22 protein-coding genes are annotated in these 25,985 nt (G+C 56.6%); 17 read left to right on the top strand and 5 right to left on the bottom strand.

Features of this window, described 5'->3' with window-relative positions:
* Positions 1-2: 2 nt before the first annotated feature.
* Both kbl and tdh read right to left on the bottom strand, forming a co-directional pair.
* Positions 3-1,193: a glycine C-acetyltransferase gene (gene kbl / locus G7069_RS06930; RefSeq protein ID WP_166295640.1), complete on the bottom strand. Its 1,191-nt coding sequence runs from the start codon at positions 1,191-1,193 to the stop codon at positions 3-5.
* A 24-nt stretch (positions 1,194-1,217) separates the two neighbouring features.
* Positions 1,218-2,252 carry an L-threonine 3-dehydrogenase gene (gene tdh / locus G7069_RS06935; protein ID WP_205758701.1) on the bottom strand — a complete coding sequence of 345 codons (1,035 nt, stop codon included), beginning with the start codon at positions 2,250-2,252 and terminating at the stop codon, positions 1,218-1,220.
* A 115-nt stretch (positions 2,253-2,367) separates the two neighbouring features.
* Here tdh and G7069_RS06940 point away from each other — a divergent pair, with 115 nt between their 5' ends.
* Genes G7069_RS06940 through G7069_RS06965 form a run of 6 tightly spaced genes read left to right on the top strand, consistent with a single transcriptional unit; the run spans position 2,368 to position 11,268 of the window.
* A complete protein-coding gene (locus tag G7069_RS06940; RefSeq protein WP_240912502.1) occupies positions 2,368-4,524 on the top strand; it encodes a S46 family peptidase in 2,157 nt (718 codons plus the stop codon).
* A 12-nt stretch (positions 4,525-4,536) separates the two neighbouring features.
* Entirely contained in the window at positions 4,537-6,696 is a 2,160-nt protein-coding gene (locus G7069_RS06945) for a S46 family peptidase (protein ID WP_166295643.1), read from the top strand.
* On the top strand, positions 6,693-7,979 hold the full coding sequence (folC, locus tag G7069_RS06950) for a bifunctional tetrahydrofolate synthase/dihydrofolate synthase (protein ID WP_166295645.1): 1,287 nt from the start codon (positions 6,693-6,695) through the stop codon (positions 7,977-7,979). The genes G7069_RS06945 and folC overlap by 4 nt, the downstream gene beginning before the upstream one ends.
* A 32-nt stretch (positions 7,980-8,011) precedes the next feature.
* A complete protein-coding gene (locus G7069_RS06955; protein ID WP_166295648.1) occupies positions 8,012-8,971 on the top strand; it encodes an SPOR domain-containing protein in 960 nt (319 codons plus the stop codon).
* Positions 8,972-8,983: 12 nt separating this feature from the next.
* Positions 8,984-10,450 (top strand): amidophosphoribosyltransferase, encoded by a 1,467-nt coding sequence (gene purF, locus G7069_RS06960; protein ID WP_166295651.1) that lies wholly within the window; start codon positions 8,984-8,986, stop codon positions 10,448-10,450.
* Between the two features lie 5 nt (positions 10,451-10,455).
* A complete protein-coding gene (locus G7069_RS06965) occupies positions 10,456-11,268 on the top strand; it encodes a ferritin-like domain-containing protein (protein WP_166295654.1) in 813 nt (270 codons plus the stop codon).
* A gap of 291 nt (positions 11,269-11,559) precedes the next feature.
* Here the strand turns inward: G7069_RS06965 and G7069_RS06975 are convergent, their stop codons facing one another.
* Complete coding sequence (locus G7069_RS06975; protein WP_166295660.1) at positions 11,560-12,285, bottom strand: UDP-2,3-diacylglucosamine diphosphatase; 726 nt, start codon at positions 12,283-12,285, stop codon at positions 11,560-11,562.
* Positions 12,286-12,364: 79 nt separating this feature from the next.
* Here G7069_RS06975 and gltX point away from each other — a divergent pair, with 79 nt between their 5' ends.
* From gltX to G7069_RS06995, 4 genes are all read left to right on the top strand, one after another.
* The gene (gene gltX, locus G7069_RS06980; RefSeq protein WP_166295663.1) at positions 12,365-13,765 is read left to right on the top strand and encodes a glutamate--tRNA ligase; all 1,401 of its coding nucleotides are present in this window, start codon (positions 12,365-12,367) and stop codon (positions 13,763-13,765) included.
* A gap of 31 nt (positions 13,766-13,796) precedes the next feature.
* Complete coding sequence (locus G7069_RS06985) at positions 13,797-14,279, top strand: transcriptional repressor (RefSeq protein ID WP_166295665.1); 483 nt, start codon at positions 13,797-13,799, stop codon at positions 14,277-14,279.
* A gap of 34 nt (positions 14,280-14,313) precedes the next feature.
* Positions 14,314-14,712, top strand: a complete 399-nt coding sequence (locus G7069_RS06990) for a MerC domain-containing protein (protein WP_166295668.1) — start codon at positions 14,314-14,316, stop codon at positions 14,710-14,712.
* Between the two features lie 81 nt (positions 14,713-14,793).
* On the top strand, positions 14,794-14,964 hold the full coding sequence (locus G7069_RS06995) for a 30S ribosomal protein THX (RefSeq protein ID WP_166295671.1): 171 nt from the start codon (positions 14,794-14,796) through the stop codon (positions 14,962-14,964).
* A gap of 135 nt (positions 14,965-15,099) precedes the next feature.
* Here the strand turns inward: G7069_RS06995 and hutI are convergent, their stop codons facing one another.
* The gene (gene hutI, locus G7069_RS07000) at positions 15,100-16,308 is read right to left on the bottom strand and encodes an imidazolonepropionase (RefSeq protein WP_166295674.1); all 1,209 of its coding nucleotides are present in this window, start codon (positions 16,306-16,308) and stop codon (positions 15,100-15,102) included.
* A gap of 37 nt (positions 16,309-16,345) precedes the next feature.
* Here hutI and G7069_RS07005 point away from each other — a divergent pair, with 37 nt between their 5' ends.
* The 7 genes from G7069_RS07005 to argH all read left to right on the top strand — a co-directional run bounded on the left by G7069_RS07005 (position 16,346) and on the right by argH (position 24,717).
* The gene (locus tag G7069_RS07005; protein WP_240912503.1) at positions 16,346-17,590 is read left to right on the top strand and encodes a formimidoylglutamate deiminase; all 1,245 of its coding nucleotides are present in this window, start codon (positions 16,346-16,348) and stop codon (positions 17,588-17,590) included.
* A 236-nt stretch (positions 17,591-17,826) separates the two neighbouring features.
* On the top strand, positions 17,827-18,831 hold the full coding sequence (locus G7069_RS07010) for an N-acetylornithine carbamoyltransferase (RefSeq protein ID WP_166295677.1): 1,005 nt from the start codon (positions 17,827-17,829) through the stop codon (positions 18,829-18,831).
* A 10-nt stretch (positions 18,832-18,841) separates the two neighbouring features.
* On the top strand, positions 18,842-20,056 hold the full coding sequence (locus tag G7069_RS07015) for an argininosuccinate synthase (RefSeq protein ID WP_166295679.1): 1,215 nt from the start codon (positions 18,842-18,844) through the stop codon (positions 20,054-20,056).
* The gene (locus G7069_RS07020) at positions 20,056-21,138 is read left to right on the top strand and encodes an acetylornithine deacetylase (RefSeq protein ID WP_166295682.1); all 1,083 of its coding nucleotides are present in this window, start codon (positions 20,056-20,058) and stop codon (positions 21,136-21,138) included. Before G7069_RS07015 ends, G7069_RS07020 begins: the two co-directional genes overlap by 1 nt.
* Complete coding sequence (locus tag G7069_RS07025; RefSeq protein ID WP_166295685.1) at positions 21,135-22,481, top strand: acetylglutamate kinase; 1,347 nt, start codon at positions 21,135-21,137, stop codon at positions 22,479-22,481. Before G7069_RS07020 ends, G7069_RS07025 begins: the two co-directional genes overlap by 4 nt.
* Positions 22,478-23,431, top strand: coding sequence for an N-acetyl-gamma-glutamyl-phosphate reductase (argC, locus tag G7069_RS07030; RefSeq protein ID WP_166295688.1), 954 nt, complete (start codon positions 22,478-22,480; stop codon positions 23,429-23,431). The genes G7069_RS07025 and argC overlap by 4 nt, the downstream gene beginning before the upstream one ends.
* Positions 23,428-24,717, top strand: coding sequence for an argininosuccinate lyase (gene argH, locus G7069_RS07035; protein WP_166295691.1), 1,290 nt, complete (start codon positions 23,428-23,430; stop codon positions 24,715-24,717). Before argC ends, argH begins: the two co-directional genes overlap by 4 nt.
* On the opposite strand, the gene G7069_RS07040 is transcribed toward argH, so the two are convergent.
* Positions 24,710-25,948 (bottom strand): ectonucleotide pyrophosphatase/phosphodiesterase, encoded by a 1,239-nt coding sequence (locus G7069_RS07040; protein ID WP_166295694.1) that lies wholly within the window; start codon positions 25,946-25,948, stop codon positions 24,710-24,712. The genes argH and G7069_RS07040 overlap by 8 nt on opposite strands.
* Positions 25,949-25,985 lie beyond the last annotated feature (37 nt).

Here is a 25,985-nt window from a genome sequence, read left to right on the forward strand (position 1 = left end):
CTTTACTGGATTACGCCGAGTTCTTTGCCGATACGCGTGAACGCATCGATCGCGCGATCCAAATGTTCGCGGGTGTGAGCGGCACTCATTTGCGTGCGAATACGCGCTTGACCCTTGGGCACAACAGGAAAGAAGAAACCAATCGCATAGATGCCTTCTTCAAGCAGTCGCGCGGCAAACTTTTGCGCCAAGGGCGCATCGTGCAGCATCACAGGGCTGATCGGATGCACGCCTAGGCGAATCTCAAAACCACGCGCGGTCATTTGCTCACGAAAGTACTTCGTGTTTTCAGTCAATTGTTCGCGCAGCACACCCGCAGAGGCGAGCATGTCGAACGCTTTGATGCCTGCGGCAACGACGTGCGGCGGCAAGGAGTTCGAAAACAAGTAGGGACGTGAACGCTGACGCAGCAGCTCGATGACTTCACGCTTCGCGGTGGTGAATCCGCCGAGCGCGCCGCCCATCGCTTTCCCCAACGTACCCGTGAAGATATCGATCTTGTCCATCACACCTTTGACTTCCGCAGCGCCGCGGCCGGTGGCGCCCAAGAAGCCCGTGGCATGGCATTCGTCGATGTGCACCAAAGCGCCGTACTTTTGCGCGAGTGTGGTGATTTCATCCAGTGGCGCGATGAAGCCGTCCATCGAGAACACGCCATCTGTCGTGATCATGATCGTGCGCGCGCCATCGGCCTTGGCTTGCTTCAACTGCGCTTCGAGATCCGCCATATCGCAGTTTGCGTAACGGTAGCGCTTTGCCTTGCACAAACGCACGCCATCAATAATTGAGGCGTGGTTGAGCGCATCGGAAATGATGGCGTCGTTCTCGTCCAGCAGTGGTTCAAAAAGACCGCCATTTGCATCGAAGCACGCCGCGTACAGAATCGTATCCTCGGTGCCAAAAAATTCCGCGATCTTGGCTTCCAGCGCTTTGTGCAAGTCTTGCGTGCCACAGATGAACCGCACAGAAGCCATCCCGAAGCCGTGGCTGTCCAACGCGTCTTTGGCCACTTGGATGATGTCGGGGTGGTCGGCCAAGCCAAGATAGTTGTTGGCGCAGAAGTTCAGCACCTTGCGACCATCTTCCAGTTCAATTTCGGCGGATTGCGGGCTGGCGATGATGCGTTCCGACTTGAATAAGCCCGCGTCGCGAATTTCGTCCAGCGTATGTGTGTAGCGTTCGGTCAATGACATCTGTAGTCCTTCGCGGTATCGGAGTTAATTCCAGCTCAGTACAACTTTGCCCGACTTACCGCTTTCCATGAGGTCAAAACCTTTTTGGAATTCGTCGATCGGCAACTGGTGTGTCAACACTTTGCTGAGTGGGAAACCCGACAAAACCAATTGGGTCATCTTGTACCAGGTTTCATACATCTTTCGGCCGTAGATGCCATGCAAGGTCAGGCCTTTGAAAATCACCTTGTCCCACTCAATGCCCGCACCATTTGGCATGATGCCGAGCATGGCGATCTTGCCACCGTGATACATGCAATCGAGCATGTCACCGAAGGCGCGCGGATTGCCGCTCATTTCAAGGCCGACGTCGAAGCCCTCCATGTGCAGATCCGCCATGACGTCTTTCAACGATGAGTTGGCCACGTTGACAACGCGCGTCGCGCCCATGTCTGCGGCAAGCTTCAATCGATAGTCATTCACGTCGGTCACAACCACATTGCGCGCACCGATGTGTTTGCAAATACCCGCGGCAATAATGCCAATCGGGCCTGCACCGGTGATCAACACGTCTTCGCCAACAACGTCGAATTCAAGTGCGCAATGTGCGGCGTTTCCGTATGGATCGAAGAACGCAGCGAGTTCGCTGGGAATTTGATCCGGAATCGGCCAGAGGTTGGTGGCGGGCATCACGATGTATTCGGCGAATGCGCCATTGCGATTCACGCCAATACCCACGGTATTGGGACACAAGTGTTGGCGGCCGGCGCGACAGTTGCGGCAATGGCCACACACGATATGACCTTCGGCGCTGACGCGTTGTCCGATCTCATAGCCGGTGACACCTGCGCCGAGCTCGACAATTCGACCCACGAATTCATGACCGATCACAAGCCCCGGCTTGATCGTGCGCTGACTCCATTCATCCCACAGGTAGATATGCAGGTCGGTTCCGCAAATCGCGGTCTTTTCGAGTTTGATCAATACTTCATTCGGGCCGGGCGTAGGCACGGCCACTTCCGCCATCCAAATCCCTTTTCCGGCTTCTTTCTTGACCAATGCTTTCATCATTTGCGACATGCAACGGCTCCCAATGGATATCTCTCCCCATTTTAACGCCGGAGCTTGACGCAGGCCCAAGAAATAGCGCTTGGCACATGATGTAATGGGCGGTCATTGGTAGAGGAATGTGAACATGCGCAAGAAAATCTTGGCGGGCGTCATCGCCGGCATGGTCGTCGCTCCGGCGGCTTGGTCTGATGAAGGCATGTGGTTGCCATCTCAATTGCCGACTATCAAGGCGCAAATCAAGGCTGCGGGCTACAAAGGTGATGTCAATGCGCTGGCGGATGTCACCAAGGCACCCTTGTCTGCGGTTGCCAAGGTGGGCGGCGCCACGGGCGCATTTGTGTCCAAAGACGGTTTGGTGCTGACCAATCACCACGTGGCATTCGGGGTCATCCAATACAACAGCTCGAATGAGCGCAATTTGATCAAGAACGGTTTTGTGGCGGCGAATCGCGCGGCAGAGCTGCCGGCCAATCCGGACTACCGCGTGTTGGTGACAACAGGGTTTGATCGCATTACAGATCGTATTTTGAAGTCGACCACAGGTAAGACAGGTCGCGCGTATTACGACGCAATCAACTTGGCCAGCAAAGCAGAAGTCAAAGCGTGTGAGCAAGACGCGGGCTATCGTTGCAGTGTTGTGAATATGCACTACGGCAGTGACTTCTATCTGATCAAGCAATTGGAACTGAAAGACATTCGCTTGGTGTACGCGCCCCCCGAATCGATCGGTAACTATGGCGACGAAGTCGATAACTTCATGTGGCCGCGCCACAGCGGTGACTTCACTGTATTGCGTGCCTATGTGGGCAAGGACGGTAAACCCGCGGCGTACAGCAAAGACAACGTGCCCTATAGCCCGCCGGCATTCCTGCAAATCAGCACGACACCGATCAAAGACGGCGACTACGCCATGTTGGCCGGCTACCCGGGGACGACTTATCGCAATCGCACGGCCGGTGAGTTTGCCGACCAAATGCGTTGGCAGTTGCCGACGCGCGTCGATCTCTATGGCAGCATCTTGAAAGACATCGCAGCGGCTGCACCTATTGGTTCGGACGCAGCCGTGAAGTACGCGGCACAAACGCAGAGCGCGAAGAACACGCTGAAGCGTGCGCAAGGCGAGTTGGAAGGGATGACGCGCAGCAAGGCGGACGTCGTTCGCAAGGAAGACGAACAGGCCATGCTCGCTTGGCTGAAAAAACAGCCGGGTTCTCAAGACACCCTGCGTGATATTTCGGCTGTCGAAAAGCTGTTGGCCGATGGTCGTGCAACGCGCGACGCCGATCAACTGTTCATGATGATGCGTTCGCAAACGCAACTTCTGCGTGCGGCGATCCAGTTGCAGCGCTATGCGATCGAAAAGCAAAAGCCCGATGCAGAACGTGAAAGTGGCTATCAAGTCCGCGACGAAGCACTGATCGAGGGCACGCTTAAGCAGGTGCAACGTCGCTACGACGTGGCTGTCGAGAAAGCGATCATGACTGACTTGCTGAAACGCTATTACGCGTTGCCGGCCGGACAGCGAATTGCAGAGATTGACGCGGTGTACGGCGCGAATAGCGAAGCGGCTTCCCGCGCTTTGAACGCGATGTACGGAAGCTCGCATTTGGATCAAGAAGCCGAACGTCTTCGTTTGATGAAAGCGCCGTCAGCAGAAGTGTCCGGTTCCAACGACGCTTTGCTCGTTGCTGCACGTACCTTGATGCCAGCCATTCTGAAGAATGAGCAAGCGGCCAAAGAACGTGATGGCGAGCTTTTGCGTTTGCGTCCTGCCTACATGCGCACATTGGCAGAATTTAGAAAGAGCCAAGGACGCGCCATGTATCCGGATGCCAACAGCACTTTGCGTGTGAGTTACGGAAAGGTTTCCGGTATGCATGTGCGTGATGGCATGGAATATACGCCGGTCACCACCGTGCAAGGCATTAAGGAAAAGCACACGGGCGTTGCACCCTTTGATGCACCTGAAGCACTGCGTAAGGCCATTAGCAAGGGTGATTTCGGCAGCACGCGCGATCCGAGCTTGAACTCGCAAAGTGTGAACTTCATGACCAACCTCGATACCACGGGTGGCAACTCGGGTTCGCCGGTAATGGACGCAGACGGAAAATTGATCGGGTTGAACTTCGACAGCAACTGGGAAGCGGTCAGTGCAAGTTGGATGTACGATCCGCGCTACAAGCGCGCGATCCACGTTGATTTGCGTTACATGCGTTGGTTGATGGCCAAGGTCTATCCAGCGCCCTGGCTCTTGAAAGAATTGAACGTACCTGCGGAATAAGTGGAGATGGCAATGAAAATCAGTTTGAAATGGACCGTGATGGCCATGGCTTTGACGGCAACTTCTGGGGCCATTGCAGGCGAAGGCATGTGGGTGCCGCAACAACTGCCCGAAATTTCGGCGCAGTTGAAGAAGGCCGGTCTTAAATTGGATCCGAAACAATTGGCCAATCTGACCGGTGATCCCTTGGGCGCCATTGTGTCGCTCGGCGGTTGTACGGCCAGCTTTGTCTCTCCGGACGGCTTGGTTGCAACCAATCACCACTGCGCGTACGGCGCGATTCAGTTGAACTCGACGGCAGAGAATAATCTGATTGCCAAAGGCTTCAACGCAGCAAACATGGGCGATGAATTGTCGGCCGGTCCCGGCAGTCGCATCTTCGTTCTTGAGCAAATCGATGACGTCACCGCCAAGTTCAAAGCGGCGATCGACTCAGCAAGTGCACCCGCAGACCGCACACGTGCCGTTGAGAAGTTCGAGAAAGAACTCATTTCCAAGTGCGAAGCACCCGGTGGTTATCGCTGCAGCGTATCTAGCTTCTTTGGCGGCAATACCTACCGCTTGTTCCGTGCCATCGAAATCAAAGACGTGCGCCTCGTGTACGCACCTCCGGGTTCGATCGGCAATTACGGTGGCGAAATTGACAACTGGATGTGGCCGCGTCATACCGGTGACTTCTCGTTCATTCGCGCCTATGTGGGCCGTGACGGTAAGCCTGCTGCATACAGCAAAGACAACGTCCCCTACAAACCGAAGCACTGGTTGAAGTTTGCAGACAAGCCACTGGAAGCAGGCGATTTCGTCATGGTGGCGGGTTACCCCGGTTCAACCAACCGCTATGCCTTGGTTGACGAGTTCCAAAGCACACAGGATTGGGTCTACCCGAGCGTTGTGCAGAACTACAAAGATCTGACCCGTCTCGTGCTGTCTGCCGGCAAGAAGAATCCAGACGTTCAAGTGAAGTACGCCAACACCGTTCGGGGTTGGGAAAACACGATGAAGAACTTCGAAGGTCAGATCGCGGGCTTCAAACGCACCAATGCATTGGCCACTAAGCAAGCCGAAGAAGCCGCTGTTTTGGCGTGGTTGAAGAAGAACGGCAAGTCGGGTCAAGCAGCACTGGCTGCGCATGAGCACGTCGTTGCACTCAACGCGGAAGGCCGCAAAACGCGTGAACGCGATTTGGTCATGAACAACCTGGGCGGTGCCTTGGGTGGCGTCGCGATGCAGTTGTACCGTGCCTCGATCGAGCGCGAGAAGCCGAATTCGGAACGGGATAAGGGCTATCAAGACCGCGACTATCCAAATATTGAAGCAGGTCTAAAGCAAATGGACCGTCGATACGAAGCCAGCATGGACAGCGCCATTCAAAGCTATTGGTTGAACAAGTACGTCGCGCTCGATGCATCGCAACGGATTGCAACGGTTGATGCATGGGTGGGTGGCAATACGGCCAAAGACGTCGACGCAGCGGTCAAGGGCATGCACAAGAGCGAGCTGTCGAAAGAATCTGCGCGCTTGAAGTGGCTGAAGGCTGACCGCAAGGCGTTTGAATCGAGCAAAGATCCGGCGATTCGCTATGCCGTTGCCATGATGCCGACGGTGCTTCAAGTGGAAGACGAACGCAAAGTACGCGCCGGTGAAATGATGGTGAGCCGTCCGTTGTATTTGAAAGCGGTGGCCGACTACAAGCGTTCGAAGAAGCAAGGTGTTTACCCGGATGCGAACTCGACCTTGCGTCTGACCTTCGGCAAGGTGCGCGGTTACACCAAGCTGGATGGCAAGGTGCAAACACCGTTCACGCGTTTGGAAGAAGTCGCAGCCAAGGCGACCAAGGAAGAACCCTTCAATGCGCCACCTGAGTTGTTGTCCGCCATTTCCGCCAAGAAGTACGGTGGTATGGAAGACAAGAAGCTCGGCACCGTGCCGGTCAATTTCTTGTCGGATCTCGACATCACGGGCGGTAACTCGGGTTCGCCAGTTTTAGATGCGAACGGAAAGTTGGTGGGCCTTGCATTCGATGGCAATTGGGAATCGGTCGCTTCGAACTGGGTCTTTGATCCGGTAATGACGCGCATGATCTCGGTCGACCAACGCTATATGCGTTGGATCATGCAAGAGGTCTATCCGGCGCCGCGTTTGTTGAAGGAAATGGGCGTCGCTAAACCTTGAACGAATCTGTACTCGCCGCATGGCTTCGAAAAATCGAAGCCATGCATCCCGCGACCATCGAGCTCGGGCTTGCGCGGGTCAATGAAGTGGCAGGGCGGCTCGGAATCGGGCCGCCTGCGTCGTGTGTATTCACGGTTGCGGGCACGAACGGAAAAGGCTCGACGGTTGCGTTTATCGAGTCCATTGCGCGCGCAGAAGGTTTGAGTGTTGGCGCCTACACATCGCCACACATTCAAACGTTCAACGAACGCATCTGCATCAATGGCCAAGTGGTGGATGATTCGACCTTGGTCGCCGCTTTTGAGCGCATTGACGCTGCTCGCGAAGGCACGTTGCTCACGTACTTCGAGTTCACCACCTTGGCTGCCTTGCTCATTTTCGAACAGTCGGCATTGGATGTTGCCGTACTCGAAGTGGGCTTGGGTGGACGCTTGGACGCGGTGAATATCGTCGACGCAGACGTTGCGATCGTGACGACCGTCGACATTGATCACACCGATTGGTTGGGAAATGATCGTGAGGCGATCGGCGCAGAAAAAATCGAGATCGCACGCGCGGGTAAACCCGTCGTCATCGGTGATGATGATCCGCCGAGCAGTGTGTTGCGTCGCGCCTATGCGCTGGGCGCTTCCGCCATTCGCATCAACTGTGATTTCTTCTTTGGTAGACACGCTGAGAACGCGTGGCATTGGCGAAGCCTAGGTGACGCGCTCGAGTTGCCTTTGCCGGGCATGATTGCGCCTGTGCAGTTGCGAAATGCGGCGATGGCGATTGCAGCCTTGAAAGCCTCCTCACTGGACATCTCTAATACGGCCTTTGCAGAAGGTGTGCGCGACGCACATGTTGCCGGCCGACTGCAACATCGTCGCGTCGCTGACATCGGCGTCTATCTGGATGTTGCGCACAATGCGCAGGCGGCAAAAGCCTTGTCGCACTGGTTGTCATCCAGCAAGACGGCGCATGAAACGCGTGCGGTCTTAGCGATGTTGGCAGACAAAGATGCGGCCTCAGTGTTTGACGCACTCAACGCCGACATCACGCATTGGTATCTCGCGGGGCTCACCGGTGCGCGGGGTCAAACGGGCGCGACACTTGCGTCCCTCATGCCCGCGCGCATGGCGGCGCGCGATGTCTTCGATTCGGTCGCGCATGCAATGGAAGCGGCCATCGCCGCATCGTCGCCTGGGGATCGGGTGGTCGTGCTTGGGTCGTTCCACACCGTTGCAGAAGCGTTCACGCATCTGGGTGCTATTGAGGGCGAGAGAGGCACCGCAGGCGTATAATTCACGGGCTTCCAGATACCGGTCGACTACGCATGGATCGAGCTACCACCCAGCGCCTTTGGGGCGCCGCAGTGCTGATTGCGATTGCCGTCATTTTCTTACCTATGCTGGTGACAGGCCCCGCACCCGACAGTGGCGTGCGCGACGTACCGCTCGATATCCCGAAAGCTTCGACACAACCGCAAACCAACGTGCAGGAATTGCCGCTGGGCGAACCGGGTACGTTGCCGGCAAGCGGTGCAGTGGGCTTTGATGAAGCGGAAGCGACCGAACCACAGCCGCAAGTTGAGCCTGCCAAGGTTGCAGCGGGTGACTATGCCATTAATTTCGGCAATTACTCGACCGCGGGTGACGCGCAAAAGGTCATCGCCGCTTTGGCAAAGGCGAATCTGAACGCCTACAGCGATGTCGTAAAGGCTGCGGGTAAAACCGTCTATCGCGTACGCATCGGCCCCTACGCGACGCAAGCAGCGGCTGAAGCCGCACGCATCGATGCCGCACGTGTAAACGCCGCCGTCAAAACGGAAGTCGTCGCTTTAAATGCGGTGAGTACTTCGGCAGATGCGGCGAAACCCACGGCTGCGTCACCAACACCGACGCCCTCTGCCACAGCACCCGTTGCGGCCGTGCCGGTGGAGAAGCCCAAGCCCAAGCCCGAAACGGTTAAGCCGCAACCGCAACCAACGGCAACTGCAGCGGTTGATGCGCCTGCAGCGAAGCCCGTCGAAAAGCCCGTAGAGAAGCCGGCTGCAGCAAGTACCGGATTCGTGGTTCAGCTCGGTGCGTTTTCACACCCGGAAGAAGCACAGAAACTTCGTGATCGCGCGCGAGCTGCAGGCTTTAGTGCGACCACAGAAACAGTCAAAACAGACAAAGGTGTCTTGACCCGCGTGAAGTTGGGTCCGGCCACCACGCGTCAATCTGCAGATGCCTTGCGCGCATCTGCACAATCCAAGCTCGGCGTCGCAGGCGTCGTGCGTTCGCAACCCTGATTCGGAGTTCGCATGTGCGGAATTGTTGGCATTGTTGGTATCCATGACGTCGCCGCGCGTCTGTATGACGGGCTGACCGTCTTGCAGCACCGGGGTCAGGACGCCGCAGGGATCGCCACCAGCAATGGCCGTCAATTGCGTGTTGAAAAAGGCAACGGCCTCGTCAGCGATGTGTTCGACGAAAGCACCATGTCTTTGCTTCACGGCCAAATCGGAATTGCGCATTGCCGCTATCCGACCGCGGGCAGCGAAGGCTCAGACGAAGCACAGCCGTTTTACGTCAATTCGCCCTACGGCATCGCTTTGGTGCACAACGGCAACTTGATCAATACGGAAACCTTGCGCAAGGAAGTCTTTGAACAAGACCGCCGAAGCGTCAACACGCAATCAGATTCGGAAGTGTTGTTGAATGTGTTCGCACACGAATTAGGCACCCAATCTGCTCTGACACCGGAGGCTGCGTTCCGTGCCGTCGAAGGCGTCAACAAGCGCGCCAAGGGTGGTTACGCGGTGGTCTGCATGGTGATGGGACTTGGCTTGGTGGCCTTCCGGGATCCGAATGCCATTCGCCCGCTCATCTTGGGTCGTCGCCAACTCGAAGGTGCGTTCGAGTATGCGGTTGCATCGGAATCGGTCGCGCTCGACATTCTTGGCTTCGAACGCATGCGCGATATCGAACCTGGTGAAGCCGTAGTCATCACCAATGATGGCCGTTTGTTACACCAACAATGTGCCGAGCAAGGTCCGATGCGTCCATGCATCTTCGAGTACGTGTATTTCGCGCGTCCGGATTCGATGATGGACAACATCTCCGTGCACAAAGCACGCATGCGCATGGGTGTCACGCTCGGTGAAAAAATTCTGCGCGAGCGTCCAGAGCATGACATCGATGTAGTCATTCCAATTCCCGATACATCGCGTGATGCCGCACTCGAAATTGCCAACGTGCTCGGCGTGAAGTATCGCGAAGGCTTCATCAAGAATCGTTACGTCGGCCGTACCTTCATCATGCCGGGTCAAGAAGAACGCTCGAAGTCTGTACGCCGCAAGTTGAATCCGATCCCACTCGAATTCAGGGGCAGGGTGGTGCTGTTGGTCGACGACTCGATTGTTCGCGGCACAACCAGCAAACAGATCGTGCAAATGGCGCGCGATGCAGGTGCAAAGAAGGTGTATCTGGCATCCGCCGCACCGCCTGTGCGCTATCCAAACATTTACGGCATCGATATGCCGACGCCGACGGAACTGATTGCACATGACCGCACAGAGGCTGATATCGAAGCCTTGATTGGTTGTGATTGGCTGATCTACCAAGACTTGGAAGATCTCGAGTCCGCCGTGGCAGGTCCGAAACATCCCGGCATGAAGTTCGATACCTCCTGTTTCTCGGGCGAATATGTGACCGGCGTGGGCGAGGGCTACTTCGAACAGCTCCAATCACAACGATCAGACGACGCAAAGACGAAACGTCGCGCTTGAGTGGGATGGAAGCAGCGCACTCAGACGATCTGTTTGAAGTCGCATTCGCCTGCCTTTCCGAAGGCGGCGTCGAGGCAAAACCGGCGCTCACGCGTGCAGCCGCGGCGGCGTTTGCACGAGGCGAGCTGCATCGTCCTGTTGGTCGCGGCGAGCCACTGCCGATCAAAATGCCGGGCAGACCCGAGAAGCCCGAATTGGTCGAACCAAAGTTCTTGCGCAAGCGCGGCTTCGGTACAGACGAAGGCAAAGCCGCCTTCATCCACGCGGTTGCGCACATTGAGTTCAACGCCATCGACTTGGCATGGGATGCGGTGTACAGATTCCGCAACATGCCTGATGACTACTATCGCGATTGGATACAAGTCGCAGACGACGAAGCACGTCACTTCACGATGCTGCGCGCGCGACTTCAATCGCTTGGCTATGACTATGGCGACTTTCCTGCGCACAACGGCCTGTGGGAAATGGCAGAAAAGACCGCCCATTCGGGACTTGCACGCATGGCTTTGGTGCCTCGTGTTCTGGAGGCCCGCGGACTAGATGTCACGCCCGGAATGATCGAGCGGCTAAAAGCTCAAGGTGATGTGGAAACTACCGCCATTCTCGAAATCATCCTTGCGGAAGAAGTCTCGCATGTGGCGCACGGTTCGAAGTGGTTTCGCTGGTGGTGTGAACGGGAAGGCGTGGATTCAAAGCAAACCTTCAAGACACTGCTTGAAGACTATGCGCGGAATGTGCTGCATGGTCCTTACAACCGCGCCGCGCGGTTGGCAGCGGGGTTTGACGAAGACGAACTGAAAGCGATATTTTCAATCTGAGATAGATCGACGGACTCGAAGTTCGAGACCTTTACTGAAATAGGCAAGGAATTGTCGTGAGCAAAAATATTTCAAATGCATTTCTCCGAGGCCTATGGATCGCAGTATCCGTTTTGATTGCCATTCGCTTAGGCGGCGGATTCTGGCGGGAAATTGTCACGGCCGCGGTGTTGGTATTACTGCCGTTTGCGGTGCTCGCGATGCGCCGAAGAATGCGCGGTTGAGTTAGCCGTAATAGCGACGCCGGCAAACTTCATTTCAAGCGAAACGCTTAAGCGCTCTGAGAGACTTTCAAGTTTTAAGCGTGTAGAGCTGTACTGCGCCAGCATCTGCCCGTGCAACCGTCCCCACGCCATACCAATCACCCAACACAATGCGCTCGCCCCCTTCATCGGTATGAACTGCAGGACGATGGGTGTGTCCGTGAATCATTCGCTTTAAACCAAAGCGCGAAAACATCTCACGCACAGCAGATTTCGATACATCACCGACCACTTCATGCGTGCCTTGCGCTTTGAGTTCGCCATAGCGCGCTTTACTGGCCTCGCGCGCCTGCGCTGCGAATGCGAGTCGTGCCGCCAGCGGCTGCGCAAGAAATTGCGCGCGCCACTCGGGGTTGCGCGTCATGGCCCTAAATTGCTGATAGGCAGCGTCGTCCGTGCAGAGCAAATCGCCATGACCAATCAGCAGCGGTTGGCCTTCGACCATCACCACACTCGGGTCGGGCAACAGCTGCATGCCGCAGCGCGCGGCGTAGTCGCGGCCGAGCAGAAAATCCCGATTGCCATGGATAAAGAAAACGGGTGTTCCACTGTCTGAGACACCTTTGATCGCTTCCGCCGCCCGTGCGCCACATTCGCTCGGGTCATCGTCGCCAATCCAGGCTTCAAATAGGTCGCCCAAAATGTAGAGCGCACTGGCCCCCCGAACTTCGTCGCTCAAATACCGTACGAACCGCGTGGTGTTATCAGGGGCGACATCCTCAAGATGCGTATCGGAAACAAAGAAGGTCGTCATGCCTTCATTGTAGGGTGCAGTCGGAGCAAGTTCCGGAGAGACGGTAAAATGGTCGCCTCCCTAGAAAGCAGCTTTGTCCATGACCGTTCGCACCCGCTTCGCGCCCAGCCCCACCGGCTACCTCCATATTGGCGGTGCCCGCACTGCGCTCTACTGTTGGCTGGCCTCGCGTCACGCGAAGGGCGCGTTTGTACTGCGAATTGAAGACACCGATCGCGAGCGCAGCACGCAGGAAGCGATCGATGCCATTTTGGAGGCCATGGCGTGGTTGGGTCTCGACTATGAGGAAGGCCCGATCTATCAAACTGCACGTCTGTCGCGCTACCAAGAAGTGGCGCAGCGCATGGTGGCAGAGGGCACGGCGTATTACGCCTACGAAAGCAAAGACGAGCTTGAAGCCATGCGCAATACCGCATTGGAAAAGAACGAAAAGCCGAGATATAACGGCGCCTATCGCGATGCGAATGCCGGCTTTAAAGAAGACCCCAATCGCGTCATTCGATTCAAGAACCCAATGGACGGCAGTGTTGTCTTTGATGACCTGGTCAAAGGTCGCATTGAATGGCAAAACACCGAGCTAGATGACTTGGTCATTTTCCGTTCCGACGGCTATCCGACGTATAACTTCGCGGTTGTCGTCGACGACATGGATATGGGCATCACGGATGTGGTGCGTGGCGATGACCACGTCAACAACACCCCCCGACAAATCAACATCTATCGTGCGTTAGGCGTCGAACCGCCGCGTTTTGCGCACTTGCCGATGATTCTCGACCCCGAAGGCGCGAAGTTGTCCAAGCGCACGGGCGCGGCAGATGTCATGCAGTATCGCGATGCCGGATACCTTCCGCATGCCTTGTTGAATTACTTGGCACGCTTGGGTTGGTCGCACGGTGATCAGGAGATCTTCTCGATTCAGGAGATGATCGATTTGTTCGAATTGAAAGACGTGAACGCAAAAGCATCACGTCTCGATATGGCCAAACTCGGTTGGTTGAATCAACACTATTTGAAGACCGATACCCCTGAATCGGTGGCGGCCCATTTGGTCTGGCATCTAGAACACCTCGGCTACGATTTGACGCAAGGCCCTGATCCGGCAGACGTTGTCGTTGCTTTGCGTGAACGTTCGCAAACTTTGAACGAAATGGCGGAAAAAGCCGCCCCTTGGTATCAAGCTGAAGTGACCTTCGACGAAGCCGCTGTGAGCAAACAACTCACGGAAGCAGCGCGTGCACCTTTGAGTGCCGTGCATGCAGCGCTCAAAGATTTGAACGACTGGCAAGTCGAAAGTATCTCCGCGGCTTTTCATGCGGTCTTGGAAGCGCTTGGGCTTGGCATGGGCAAAGTGGCACCCGCCTTGCGTGTTGCATTGACGGGGAGCACGGTGAGCCCGGACATCGCGCACACCATCTACCTGACCGGTCGTGCACGCGCATTGGCACGTATCGAAGCCGCCTTGGACAAGATCCCGACTTGAAGCGGCGGCAATTCGCCACCACTATTGAAAGATGACAGACCTAGCTTGCACGCATCCAAAAGAGCACGTTCATGGCGCACAGGATTTTGTGGCGGCGGTGGAGCGGGCCTGTGTGGCACGTGGTTTGCGGCTCACCCCAATCCGTGCATATGTGTTGGGGCTTATTGCAGAGGTCGCCCATCCGATTAAGGCCTACGACCTGCTCGAGCGCGTGCGCGATGGCGATGGACCGGGCGCTGCGGCGCCGCCCACGGTCTACCGTGCGCTGGATTTCTTGCTTGCCAATGGCTTCATTCACAAATTGGAATCGGTGAACGCCTTTGTGGCTTGCCATCATCCGAACGCAGCAAAGCACTCCGTGCCGTTTCTGATCTGTACACGCTGTCATCAGGCCGTTGAGCTTGAAGATCAGGCCGTCGTAGAAAATTTGGACCGGCAGGCGCGCGCACTGGGTTTCAGCCCGCAGACCCAAACCTTGGAAGTGCACGGGATCTGCGCCGCCTGTAGCGGTTGACATCGCGCAGGGCATTTTGTTATATAATTACAAAATGCAGAATGACTCCTGGATTGATCGAATTGGCGCGACGGGCTCCTTGCTCTGTGCGGTGCATTGCGCCGTGGGTCCGCTTTTGATCGCCTTGTTGCCGACACTGGGGCTCAGCTGGTTCGATCCGCGCTTAGAGGTGTCTATTGCCACCTTTGTGACCGTGCTGGGCCTGGGGAGCGTCTACCTCGGCTGGCGCAGACATCGCGCCTCACGTGCGCTTGGCTTCATGGTGCCGGGCTTGGCTCTGATCTGGTTGACGCTGATGTGGCCGCTTTTGCACGATCACATCGTCCGCCATGCGGCGGTGATGGCCGTTGGCGGCACTTTGGTCGCCGCGGCGCACCTCATCAACCTCAAGCTGAATCACGGGCACGTGCACGACGCCAGCTGTAGCCATTGAAATTTGTTAGAATTGCAGGTCTTTCCGCCAGTGGCCGTCTTGGTCGCGGCACGACTTAATTAGATTTGGAGCAGGATTCACATGGGTAAGGGCGACCGTCGTACCACCAAGGGCAAGCGTTACAACTCGAGCTACGGCAATTCACGTGGTCGCGGCATCTTGAAGGCCACCGGTGACGCAGCTGCGCCCGTCGTGAAAACTGCTGCCAAGACAACCAAGAAAGTTGTTGCCAAGAAGACCGCTGCTAAGTAATTTCGGCGAACATTCTTGATGTAAGAACGCCCTGCTCAGCAGGGCGTTTTTGTTTGTGGGATTCTTCGGCGGCCAGGCTGTCCTGAATCATACGATTGGATGCCACGCGCAAACCCCGATGGTCTGCGTCAAACTTTATTCTGGCGTCAATCGAGCGCCCGCTTTAAACGTCGCAGCACACAATCGTCCGCCCAACCAATAGGCCAGTTCCGCCGGATGATGCGCACGCCAACAGGCGAAATCAGCACGCATCCCCTCGACCAATCTGCCGCGGTCGTTCAAGCCCAACGCCGATGCTGCATTGACCGTCGCACCCCGCAACACTTCTTCAGGTGTCATCTTGAAGTGCGTACATGCCAATTGCATTGCTTGCCTGAGTGAACGCAGGGGCGATGTGCCAGGATTCAAATCGGTCGCAATGGCCATCGGTACTTTGTGTTTACGCAATAGATCGATCGGCGGCAACTTCGTTTCACGCAATACGTGGAAGGCACCCGGCAGCAACACGGCAACAGTGCCCGCTTCTTTCATGGCGAGAACACCGCTTTCAGACGTGTGTTCGATATGGTCTGCAGAAAGGGCGTTGTACTTTGCCGCCAATGCCGCGCCATTGCCGTCGCTGAGCTGGTCTGCGTGCAGTTTTACCGGTAAACCCAAGGTACGCGCGGCCGACAACATGCGCTCGCCTTGCGCTGTGGTGAATCCAATACGTTCGACAAACGCATCGACAGCATCAATCAAGCCTTCGGCGTGCAGTTCGAGCATCCAGCTGATGGCGGCTTCAATGTAGTCATCTCCGCGCCCGGTATACGCTTCAGGCAGCGCGTGCGCAGCTAAAAATGTTGTGCGAACGGAAACACCCGTTTGCTTCGCGATCTTGCGCGCCACTTGCAACATCTTGCGTTCGTTGTTCAAATCCAAGCCATAGCCGGATTTGATTTCCAATGTCGTCACGCCATCGGCGATCAAGTCATACACGCGTGGCAAAGACTGTTCGAGCAGCTCTTCTTCCGAGGCCGCATGGACAGCATTGACGGAAGAGACGATACCGCCGCCTGCACGTGCGACTTCTTCGTACGTCGCGCCTTTCAAGCGAAGCTCGAATTCATTAGCACGATTGGACGCAAAAACGGCGTGGGTATGGCAGTCAATTAGGCCGGGCGTGATCAGACCATTGAATTCAATCTGCCGCACCGCAAATTGTGCGCTATCAGGCAAGGCGTCTCGCGGCCCCACATAGACGATGCGGCCGTCTTTCCACGCCAACGCGCTGTTTTCGATACGACCAAAGCCTTCGTCATTTGCGAAGGTGACCAAGGTTGCGCCAACGATTACGCCATCCATTCTGCAACTCACCCCTTGCTGCGGCACAATTGACCGGATGATGACATACCCGAGCCCTGTCAAGGCATTGCCAAACGGTGATTGGTCGCTTCCCGGCATTGCCAACCTCCATTCCCACGCCTTCCAGCGCGCCATGGCCGGTCTGGCCGAGCACCAAACCGACCCTGCGGATTCGTTCTGGACTTGGCGTGAGGTGATGTATGGCTTGGCCCAGCGTTTCACCCCAGAGCACCTGCATGCAGTCGCGAGCCAGTTGTACGTGGAAATGCTCGAGGCGGGCTATACGCATGTCTGCGAGTTCCACTACTTGCACCATCAAGCCGATGGCACGCCCTATCCAAACGCCGCGGCCATGTCCGAAGTCTTGATTCAGGCGGCTCGTGAAACAGGCATCGGCATCACCTTGCTGCCCGTCTTATATATGCAAGGCGGTTTTGATGGACGTGACTTGGATACGCGTCAACGTCGATTCGGTCATCACGTCGATCACTATTTGAATCTTCTGCAGCAGTTGCGCGTGCACGAAGATGCGCAGGTCAAGATTGGGTGTGCGCTGCATAGCCTTCGCGCCGTGCCTGAGTCTGCCATCCGCGATGTCGTCAGTGCTTTGCCGGGCGATAGCCCGATCCATATCCACATTGCTGAGCAATTGCCTGAAGTCGAAGAGTGCGTTGCGATTCGCGGTGCGCGTCCGGTGGCATGGCTGTTGGACCATCACGAGGTCAACGCACGCTGGACACTCGTGCACGCCACGCATATGGACGCAGCGGAAGTAGGGCGCGTCGCTGCTTCAGGCGCTACCGTCGCAATTTGCACGACGACCGAAGGCAATCTGGGCGATGGCCTGTTTCCGTTTGGTGCCTATGCCGCTGCCGGGGGCGCTTGGGGCGTCGGTTCTGATTCACATATTTCAGTGTCACCCGTCGAAGAATTGCGCTGGTTGGAATATGGCCAGCGTCTGATCACCCATCGTCGAAATGTGGCGAGCGACGCGCAGAACGCCCACACGGGGCTCAACCTCCTCAGGGCCACCTACCAAAGCGCGCCGAATGCTACCGGCGTGTCCAGCCCTGACGCTCAACTCATCTTGGCGGGCGACGCACCGATCATGGCGGCGGCGAGCCTTGAAAACGTGCCCGAGCGCTGGATCTTCTCAGGCAATGTCCCGATCGTCCGAGAGGTGGTCGTGCGCGGACGCCGTTGGGTGGCGCAGGGGCGGCATGTCGATCACGATGCCGTGGCGGGGCGGTTCAGGCGCACGATGCAGGCATTGCTGGGCTGAAACCTTGGGCGTTGGTTCACAAGCTGGGCCGCAAAGTCGGTATCATAGGCGCATGCGTACCGTGAGTTTCCATTCCTTTGCTTGTTCCGCTGCCATGGCCAGCGGCATGACCTCGCGCGCCCGTACCCGCTTGCCCGACTGACGCCGGCTCGCATTTCTGTATCTCTAGAAAAGCCCGGCTATCCAGCTGGGCTTTTTTGTTTCCGTCTTTTTCTTTCAAGTTTGCCAAGAATCCTATGAAGCATTTCCTCAACACCCAAGATTGGACACGTCCTGAACTCGACGCTGTACTGCGCCTTGCTGCGAACTACAAGCAAAACAAGCTCGGCGATGCGTTGAAAGGCAAAAGCGTTGCGCTGGTGTTCTTCAATCCATCGTTGCGTACGCGTACAAGCTTTGAGCTCGGCACCTTTCAGTTGGGCGGTCATGCTGTCGTGTTGTCGCCGGGCAAAGACGCGTGGCCGATTGAATTCGATTTCGGCACCGTCATGGATGGCGAAGCTGAAGAGCACATCGCAGAAGTCGCGCGTGTTTTGGGTCGCTATGCCGATTTGATTGGTGTTCGTGCGTTCCCGAAATTCGTCGATTGGGCGCAAGACCGCGAAGACCGCATTTTGAAGGGCTTTGCCACGTATGCCGGCGTGCCGGTCATCAATATGGAAACGATCACGCATCCCTGCCAGGAACTCGCGCACGTGATGGCGCTTCAGTCTCACTTTGGCACCGAGGATTTACGCGGGAAAAAGTACGTGCTGACATGGACGTATCACCCCAAAGCCTTGAATACGGCCGTCGCGAATTCGGCGCTGACGATTGCAACGCGCATGGGCATGGATGTCACCTTGTTGTGTCCGACCCCTGACTACATTCTCGACCCGCGCTACATGGATTGGGCTGCGCAAAACTCAGCAGAGAACGGCGGCGCCCTCAGCGTGAGCCACGACATCGAATCCGCGTACGCCGGTGCGGATGTCGTCTACGCGAAAAGTTGGGGCGCCTTGCCTTACTTCGGCCAGTGGCAAGACGAAAAACCGATTCGTGATCAATACAAACACTTCATCGTCGATGAGGCCAAAATGGCGCTCACCAATGGTGGCGTGTTCTCGCATTGCTTGCCTTTGCGACGCAATGTCAAAGCGACCGATGCAGTGATGGATTCTCCTGCATGTATCGCCATCAATGAAGCCGAAAATCGCCTTCACGTGCAAAAAGCCGTGATGTCCACCCTGATCTCGCAATAAGGATTTTTAAATGTCACTCCATGATTCCAAAGACATTGTGCTCGCATTTTCCGGCGGGCTGGACACCAGCTTTTGTGTGCCGTATTTGAAAGAGCGTGGTTGGAATGTCCACACCGTTTTTGCAGACACCGGTGGTGTCGATGCGGAAGAACGCGCGTCCATTGAACAACGCGCCCAAGAGTTGGGTGTGGCGAGCCACATCACCATAGATGGTGGCCCCGCGATTTGGGAAGGTTTCGTCAAGCCCTTCGTATGGGCCGGTGAGGCGTATCAAGATCAATACCCGTTGTTGGTGTCAGATCGCTATTTGATCGTTGATGCGGCCTTGGCACGCGCCCACGCTTTGGGCACCAATGCCATCGCACACGGTTGCACGGGCATGGGCAATGACCAAGTGCGTTTTGACTTGGCGGTGAAGTCGAGTGGCGACTACAGAATCGTGGCACCGATTCGTGAAATCCAGAAAGAGCACACGCAAACGCGCGCCTACGAGCAGGCCTATCTTGAAGCGCGCGGATTTAGCGTCAGCACGAAACAACAGCACTACACCATCAATGAAAATCTGCTTGGCGTCACCATGTCGGGGGGTGAAATCGATGAGTGGAAAGCACCCGGCGCGAAAGCACGCGGCTGGTGCAAATCACGCGCCGAATGGCCGGCAGAAGGCCTGGACGTGCGCTTGAAGTTCACTCAAGGCGAAGCCGTCGCGATCAATGGCGAGGCCATGGCTGGCGACAAGCTGTTGCAAACGCTCAACCGGGTGTTTGCTGACTATGGTGTTGGGCGCGGTGTGTATACCGGCGACACCACCATCGGTCTGAAGGGTCGCATTGTCTATGAAGCACCCGGCCTCGTTGCTTTGCTAACGGCACATCGCGCACTCGAAGAGGCCGTGTTGAGCAAGCAACAAAATCGCTTCAAGCCAGAACTTGCGCGTAAATGGGTTGAGTTGGTCTATGAGGGTTTCTTCCATGACCCGCTCAAGACCGACATCGAGCACTTCCTTCAATCCAGTCAACGCATGGTCAATGGCGAAGTCGTGCTGCGTACCGAAGGTGCACGCGTCGACGCGGTTGAGGTGGTTTCGCCGCATCTTCTGAACTCGAAGGGTGCGACCTATGCGCAGAGTGCAGATTGGGGCGTAGAAGAGGCAGAGGGCTTTATTAAATTGTTCGGCATGAGCAGCACGCTGTGGGCCGAAGTCAATGCGGGATCACACGGCTAATGGACCTGCTTTCGCATTGCCTGTCGCATCTGCGTGCTCTGGTTGCCTTTGATACGCGCAATCCGCCACGACAGATCGATGAGGCAGGCATTTTCGCCTATCTGCGCTCGCAGCTCACGGGCTTTGATGTTGAGGTGCAAGATCTCGGCGCAGGTGCTGTGTACTTGTACGCCAAACGTGGCACGCCAAAAGTGCTGTTCAACGTCCATGTGGACACCGTGCCCGATTCCGCTGCATGGCTGAACGATCCGTTTGCGCTTGAAGTGACCGCAGATCGCGCCATTGGTTTAGGTGCGTGTGACATCAAAGGGGCTGCAGCAGCCCTGTTGACCGCGGTGCAGCAGACCGAAGGGGATGTGGCCTTGTTGTTCAGTAGCGATGAAGAGGCGAACGATGCCCGGTGCATCGCTCACTTCTTGCAACGAGGCGAGTCATTCGATGCCGTTTTGGTGGCCGAACCGACGAAGTGTGAGGCAGTGGCTGTGCATCGCGGCATTTCATCCGTACGCGTCGCGTTTACCGGCGAAGCGGGGCACGCATCCAATGCGAACAATCCGAGCGCGGTGCATAAGGCAGTGCGCTGGGCTGCGGAAAGCTTGGAGTGGGTTGCTTCGATGGCCGACGAAACCTTCGCGGGTTTGCAGGGCAGTCGCTTCAATATCGGCAAGATGGAAGGCGGCATCAAAGGCAATGTCATTGCGCCGTCAGCAGAGCTTCGCTTCGGATTCCGGCCTTTGCCATCGCAAAGCATGGATGGCATGCATGCACAGCTCCGTGCCTTCACGGGCGGAGACGCTGAGTACGAAGAGCTTTTCCGCGGACCTTCCTTGCCATCAGGTAAAGACAGCGACGCACGCCGCTTACGCGCAGAGGCCCTCGCACACGCATTTGAATTACCGCTGGGCGCCCCGGTCGATTTTTGGACAGAGGCATCACTCTTCTCGCAAGCAGGCTTCGACACCTTGGTGTTCGGCCCCGGCAATATCGCCCAAGCCCACAGTGCCGACGAATGGGTCGCACTCTCTGATCTATCCACCTATACGCAACACGTCGTACGCATCATCGGAGCACAACAGGCATGACGCCTTTGAATCATCAGACGGCGGTCCATGACCCGCAGACTCGGCAAACGATTGTCCGTTTGCTGTCGAGCATGGCCAGCGCGAAAGAAATTTCGCAATACCTCAAGCGCTATTCACAGTTAGAGGCGGCGCGATTCGCAGTCGTCAAAGTCGGTGGTGCAGTGCTGCGTGACGATCTCGAAGCTTTGTCGTCTTCCTTGGCGTTCTTGCAAGATGTCGGCCTGACACCCATTGTGATTCACGGTGCGGGCCCGCAGTTGGATGCGGCCCTCGCCGAAGTGGGGATCGAGAAGCAGACCAAAAACGGCCTGCGTGTAACCACGCCTGAAGTATTGTCGGTCGTGCGCAAAGTGCTGCACGCACAAAACTTTGCCTTGGTTGAAGATCTGCAAGCACGAGACGCACGCGCGACTTCCATTGTTTCGGGTGTATTTGAAGCGACCTTGATGGATCAAGACACCTATGGGTTGGTAGGCGAGGTGGTCGACGTCGAGCTGGGACCGATTCGCGCGAGCCTGAAAGCCGGCTCAATTCCGGTGCTCGCGTGCCTGGGTGAAACGGCGACAGGGCAAATCGTGAACATCAATGCCGACTTTGCCGCCAATGCACTGGTGGCCAAGCTTCAGCCTGACAAGATTGTGTTTCTCACTGAAACCGGCGGCCTGCTGAATGCAGATGGCGACATCATCGATTCAATCAATCTCTCTTCGGAGTATGACGAGCTGATGGATGCTGCGTGGATCAATGGCGGCATGCGCGTCAAGATCCAACAAATCAAAGCGCTATTGGACACCGTGCCTTTGTCGTCATCGGTTTCCATTACGCGTCCGTCTGAACTCGCCAAAGAGTTGTTCACGCATCGCGGCTCAGGCACGTTGGTACGCAAAGGCGAACGCGTCGTTTCAAGCATGCAGTGGGATGCGTTCGATCTACCGCGCTTACGGACGCTAATCGAGTCAGCATTCGGTCGAAAGCTCGCTTCCAACTATTTCAATGACACGCGTTTGCTAAAGGCTTACGTGAGTGAAAACTACCGCGCCGCGTTGATTCTTGCGGAAGCTCGTGACGGCGTGCCCTATCTCGACAAGTTCGCGGTGTTAGATGACGCGCAGGGCGAAGGTTTGGGTCGCGCTGTTTGGCACGTCATGCGCAGTGAAACGCCGACACTCTATTGGCGCTCACGACGCTCGAATCCGGTCAACGCGTTCTATGAGAGCGAATCTGACGGCAGCTATAAGCGCGATCCGTGGACGGCGTTTTGGTACGGGATCGATGCGTTCTCGAAAATCGAACTGCTTGTGGAAGACGCGCTTTCGCGTCCGCCCACATTGGAGGCAGCATGACGTTCAAAGTGGGTTTGATCGGCGCCCGTGGACATGTTGGCGAAGCATTGATCCGCATCATCGATACGCATCCCGCTCTGTCCCTTGGATTCGTTTCCTCGCGTGAACGTACGGGTGAACTGCTTTCAGCCCATATCTCGGGCCTGAGTGAAGACCTCACCTATTCGAATGTGCCGTTTGCGGCACTGGGGCAACATGCGGTGGATGTTTTTGTACTCGCATTGCCAAATGGGAAAGCAGCCGAATGTGTTGAGGTGATTGCGCGTGAGCGGCCAGACGCCTGTGTGATTGATCTCTCTGCGGACTATCGCTTTGATGCGGACTGGTACTACGGATTACCCGAGCTCACGCGCGCGCAAGGGCAGGGCGTCCGTCGAATCAGCAATCCGGGCTGTTATGCCAGTGCGATGCAACTTGCGATCGCGCCGATGAAAGACCACTTGGCGGGTCCCACGCAATGTTTCGGCGTTTCGGGGTATTCGGGTGCGGGGACTACGCCGAGCGATAAGAACGATCCGCAGAAGCTCGCGGACAACTTGATGCCCTATAGCCTGATCAATCATATTCATGAGCGCGAAGTGGCGCGCCATTGCGCACCCGTTGAATTTATTCCGCACGTAGCACCGCATTTTCGTGGCATTACCATGACCTGCAATCTGCATTTGTCGCGCAAGTTTGAGTTGGACGAAGTGCGTGATCTCTACCGCGCGGCGTATGTCAACGAGCCTCTCATTCGCGTCCAGAATGACGCGCCTTGGGTGAGTGAGATCGCAAGCAAGCATGGCGTTCAGTTGGGCGGTTTCAGCTTGGATGAAAGCGGACACCGTTTGGTGGTCGTCTCAGTCTTAGACAACCTGTTGAAAGGTGCGGCCACACAAGCCATTCAGAACATCAATATTGCGCTCGGCATGAATGAATTTGCGGGCATCGATTTGGAGCGCGCGGTATGAGTACCTTGCTATGGCAGAAAGATGGCGTTGTTGTGGATGCTGCGATTCAAGCATTTCTCGCAGGAGATGACGTCATTCTCGATCGTGAGTTCATTCGCTATGACATCACGGCAAGTCGCGCGCATGCTTCCGGCTTGCATAAGATTGGCGTACTGGATGCAGATGAGTGGGCGGCGATCGATCGAGAATTGCAGCAGCTCGATCAAGATGTCGTCAGTGGTGCGTTCGTCCTCGATGCGCACTATGAAGACATGCATAGCGCCATCGAAGCACGTCTGATTGATCGATTGGCGGAGACGGGCAAGAAAATTCACACCGGTCGCAGCCGTAATGATCAGGTGCTGGTGGCCACGCGACTGTGGTTGAAAGCCCAGTTGCTCGCATGTCAGCAACACTGCACAGCGATAGCGCAGGTGGCTTTGGCGCGTGCCGCTCAAGATCGGGATGTGGCGATTCCCGGCTATACCCATTTGCAGCGCGCCATGGTGTCTTCGGGCTTGATGTGGTGGTCTGCTTGGGCAGAAGCGTTCATCGACAATGCGGAGCGTTTGCGTGCGACGGCCGCGTGGCTGGATTCAAATCCACTCGGTACGGCCGCAGGGTATGGCGTCAATATGGCGCTGGATCGCGCCCATGTCACTGAGGCCTTGGGCTTTGCGCGCATGCAGGTTTCGCCCATCTATGCGCAGCTCTCGCGTGGCAAGTTTGAAATCGCGGCCATTGAAGCGGTGTGCAGTGCCTTGTTGGATGTGCGTCGTTTGGCTTGGGACTTGAGTTTGTTCACGACCGCCGAATTCGGATTCGTCAAACTGCCGGCGCACTATACGACCGGCAGCTCATTGATGCCGAATAAGCGCAATCCCGATGTCATTGAGCTACTTCGCGCTGCATACGCGCGCTGTGCGGCGTCGCGCACCGAGATCGAGCAATTGATGTCATTGCCTAGCGGCTATCACCGCGATTTGCAGTTTTCCAAGCCTGCGATCGTGAACGCCTTCAAACAGGGCGGAATGGCGCTTGCACTTGTGTCGCCGCTATTGGACGCATTGGTCTGGGTGCCAGAGAAGTTGAATGCGTCTTTGGATGCCTCGATGCATGCAACCGATTTGGCGTTGGAGCTCGCGCAGTCCGGCATGCCATTCCGCGATGCGTATCAAGCGGCGGCAAATCCGGAACGATGGGAAACCCGGTCTGCTGAAAGCAGCTTGCAAGCACGCGTCTCGCCAGGTGGGCATGCAATGCCCATGCTTGAGATCTTAGCGGCGCGATTGCAAACGCTTATTTGAGCGGATCAGCTTTCGCGGCTTTCAAGACCTCGGGGTTTCCGTCATTGGCCTGCGCGGGCAGTGCCAAGACGTCCATCAACAGCGAATACACGTGGACGTTGTTGAATTGCGGCAGTACACGATGTTCGGCAAATGCAGGGCCGCGCGCGATGAACAGCGCAGACATCTCAGGTAAGTCCGGGTCATAGCCGTGCGAGCCGCGTGAGGTGAAGGGTCGAATGCGGGCGAACACCGCAGGAAATAGTGCATCCCAGCCCTTGTCCATTTGGCACAAGATGGGTGGAATACGCGGGTGATGTCCATAGTGCCAGCGTGCAGGCAGCTCCGCCTTTGCATAGCACGTGCCATGCTTCAAGGACGCCTTCGCCGTTCTAAGCGCGTCCTCCGTTTTGCCGGGCTTCGGCATAAAGCCAATGACTTGCCCGTCGCTGATCGGCGTTGCCAATGTGGTTGGAATAATGGTGCTGGTCGATATCTGTTGGCCCGGCGACACCGTGGCGAAGCCATGATCTGACACCACCACCAAGTTGTAGTTATCTTCAGGTGCGTAAGACGCAATGTCTGCCGCAATCGCGCCAATGGCACGGTCAACCTCAGCACGCGCCTGTCGCGCTTCACCCGAGTCGGGGCCAAAGTCATGCGAAGCCTTATCGACCTGCGGGAAATAAACCGTAATAAAACGCGCGCGTTCCGACTGCGGCAGATTCAACCACGCGTGCGCTTGTGCTGAGAGTTGCGCCGCACTTGTCTTCGCGTCGAACGTCAGCCAGCGTGTCGGGCGGACCCCTTCGACGGCAGCCTCTGATCCTGGCCAAAACGCAGTGAAGGCACGCGCACCACTTCGAATGACGGACACCCAAATGGGCTCTCCGCCCCACCATGCGCCATTGCCCGTGCTGCTGGCTTTGGACGTGCGGAATTCACCCAGCTGTGCATCGAACATTTGGTTGTGTACGACGCCATGGTGATCCGGTCGCAATCCGGTCACCAGCGTGTAGTGGTTGGGAAAAGTCAGCGACGGAAAGGACGGGCGCATGGTGCCCCGTACGCCCGCTCGTCCGAGTGCGCTCAATGCAGGCATCTGCGATGCGTTGACATCCGCGGGCCTCAGCCCATCCACAGAAATCAGAATGACCGTGGCCGGTGCCTTGGCGAGCTGGGGTTTGGGCACGGAAGATACCGCGCAGGCGCTCAGCAGCACTGCCAAGGCCATCATCAAGCGCATTTTCATCAGGCTATCTTGCCATTCGCAGATGACACAAACGGCG

Source organism: Lysobacter sp. HDW10 (assembly GCF_011300685.1).
Taxonomy (GTDB): Bacteria; Pseudomonadota; Gammaproteobacteria; order Xanthomonadales; family Xanthomonadaceae; genus Solilutibacter.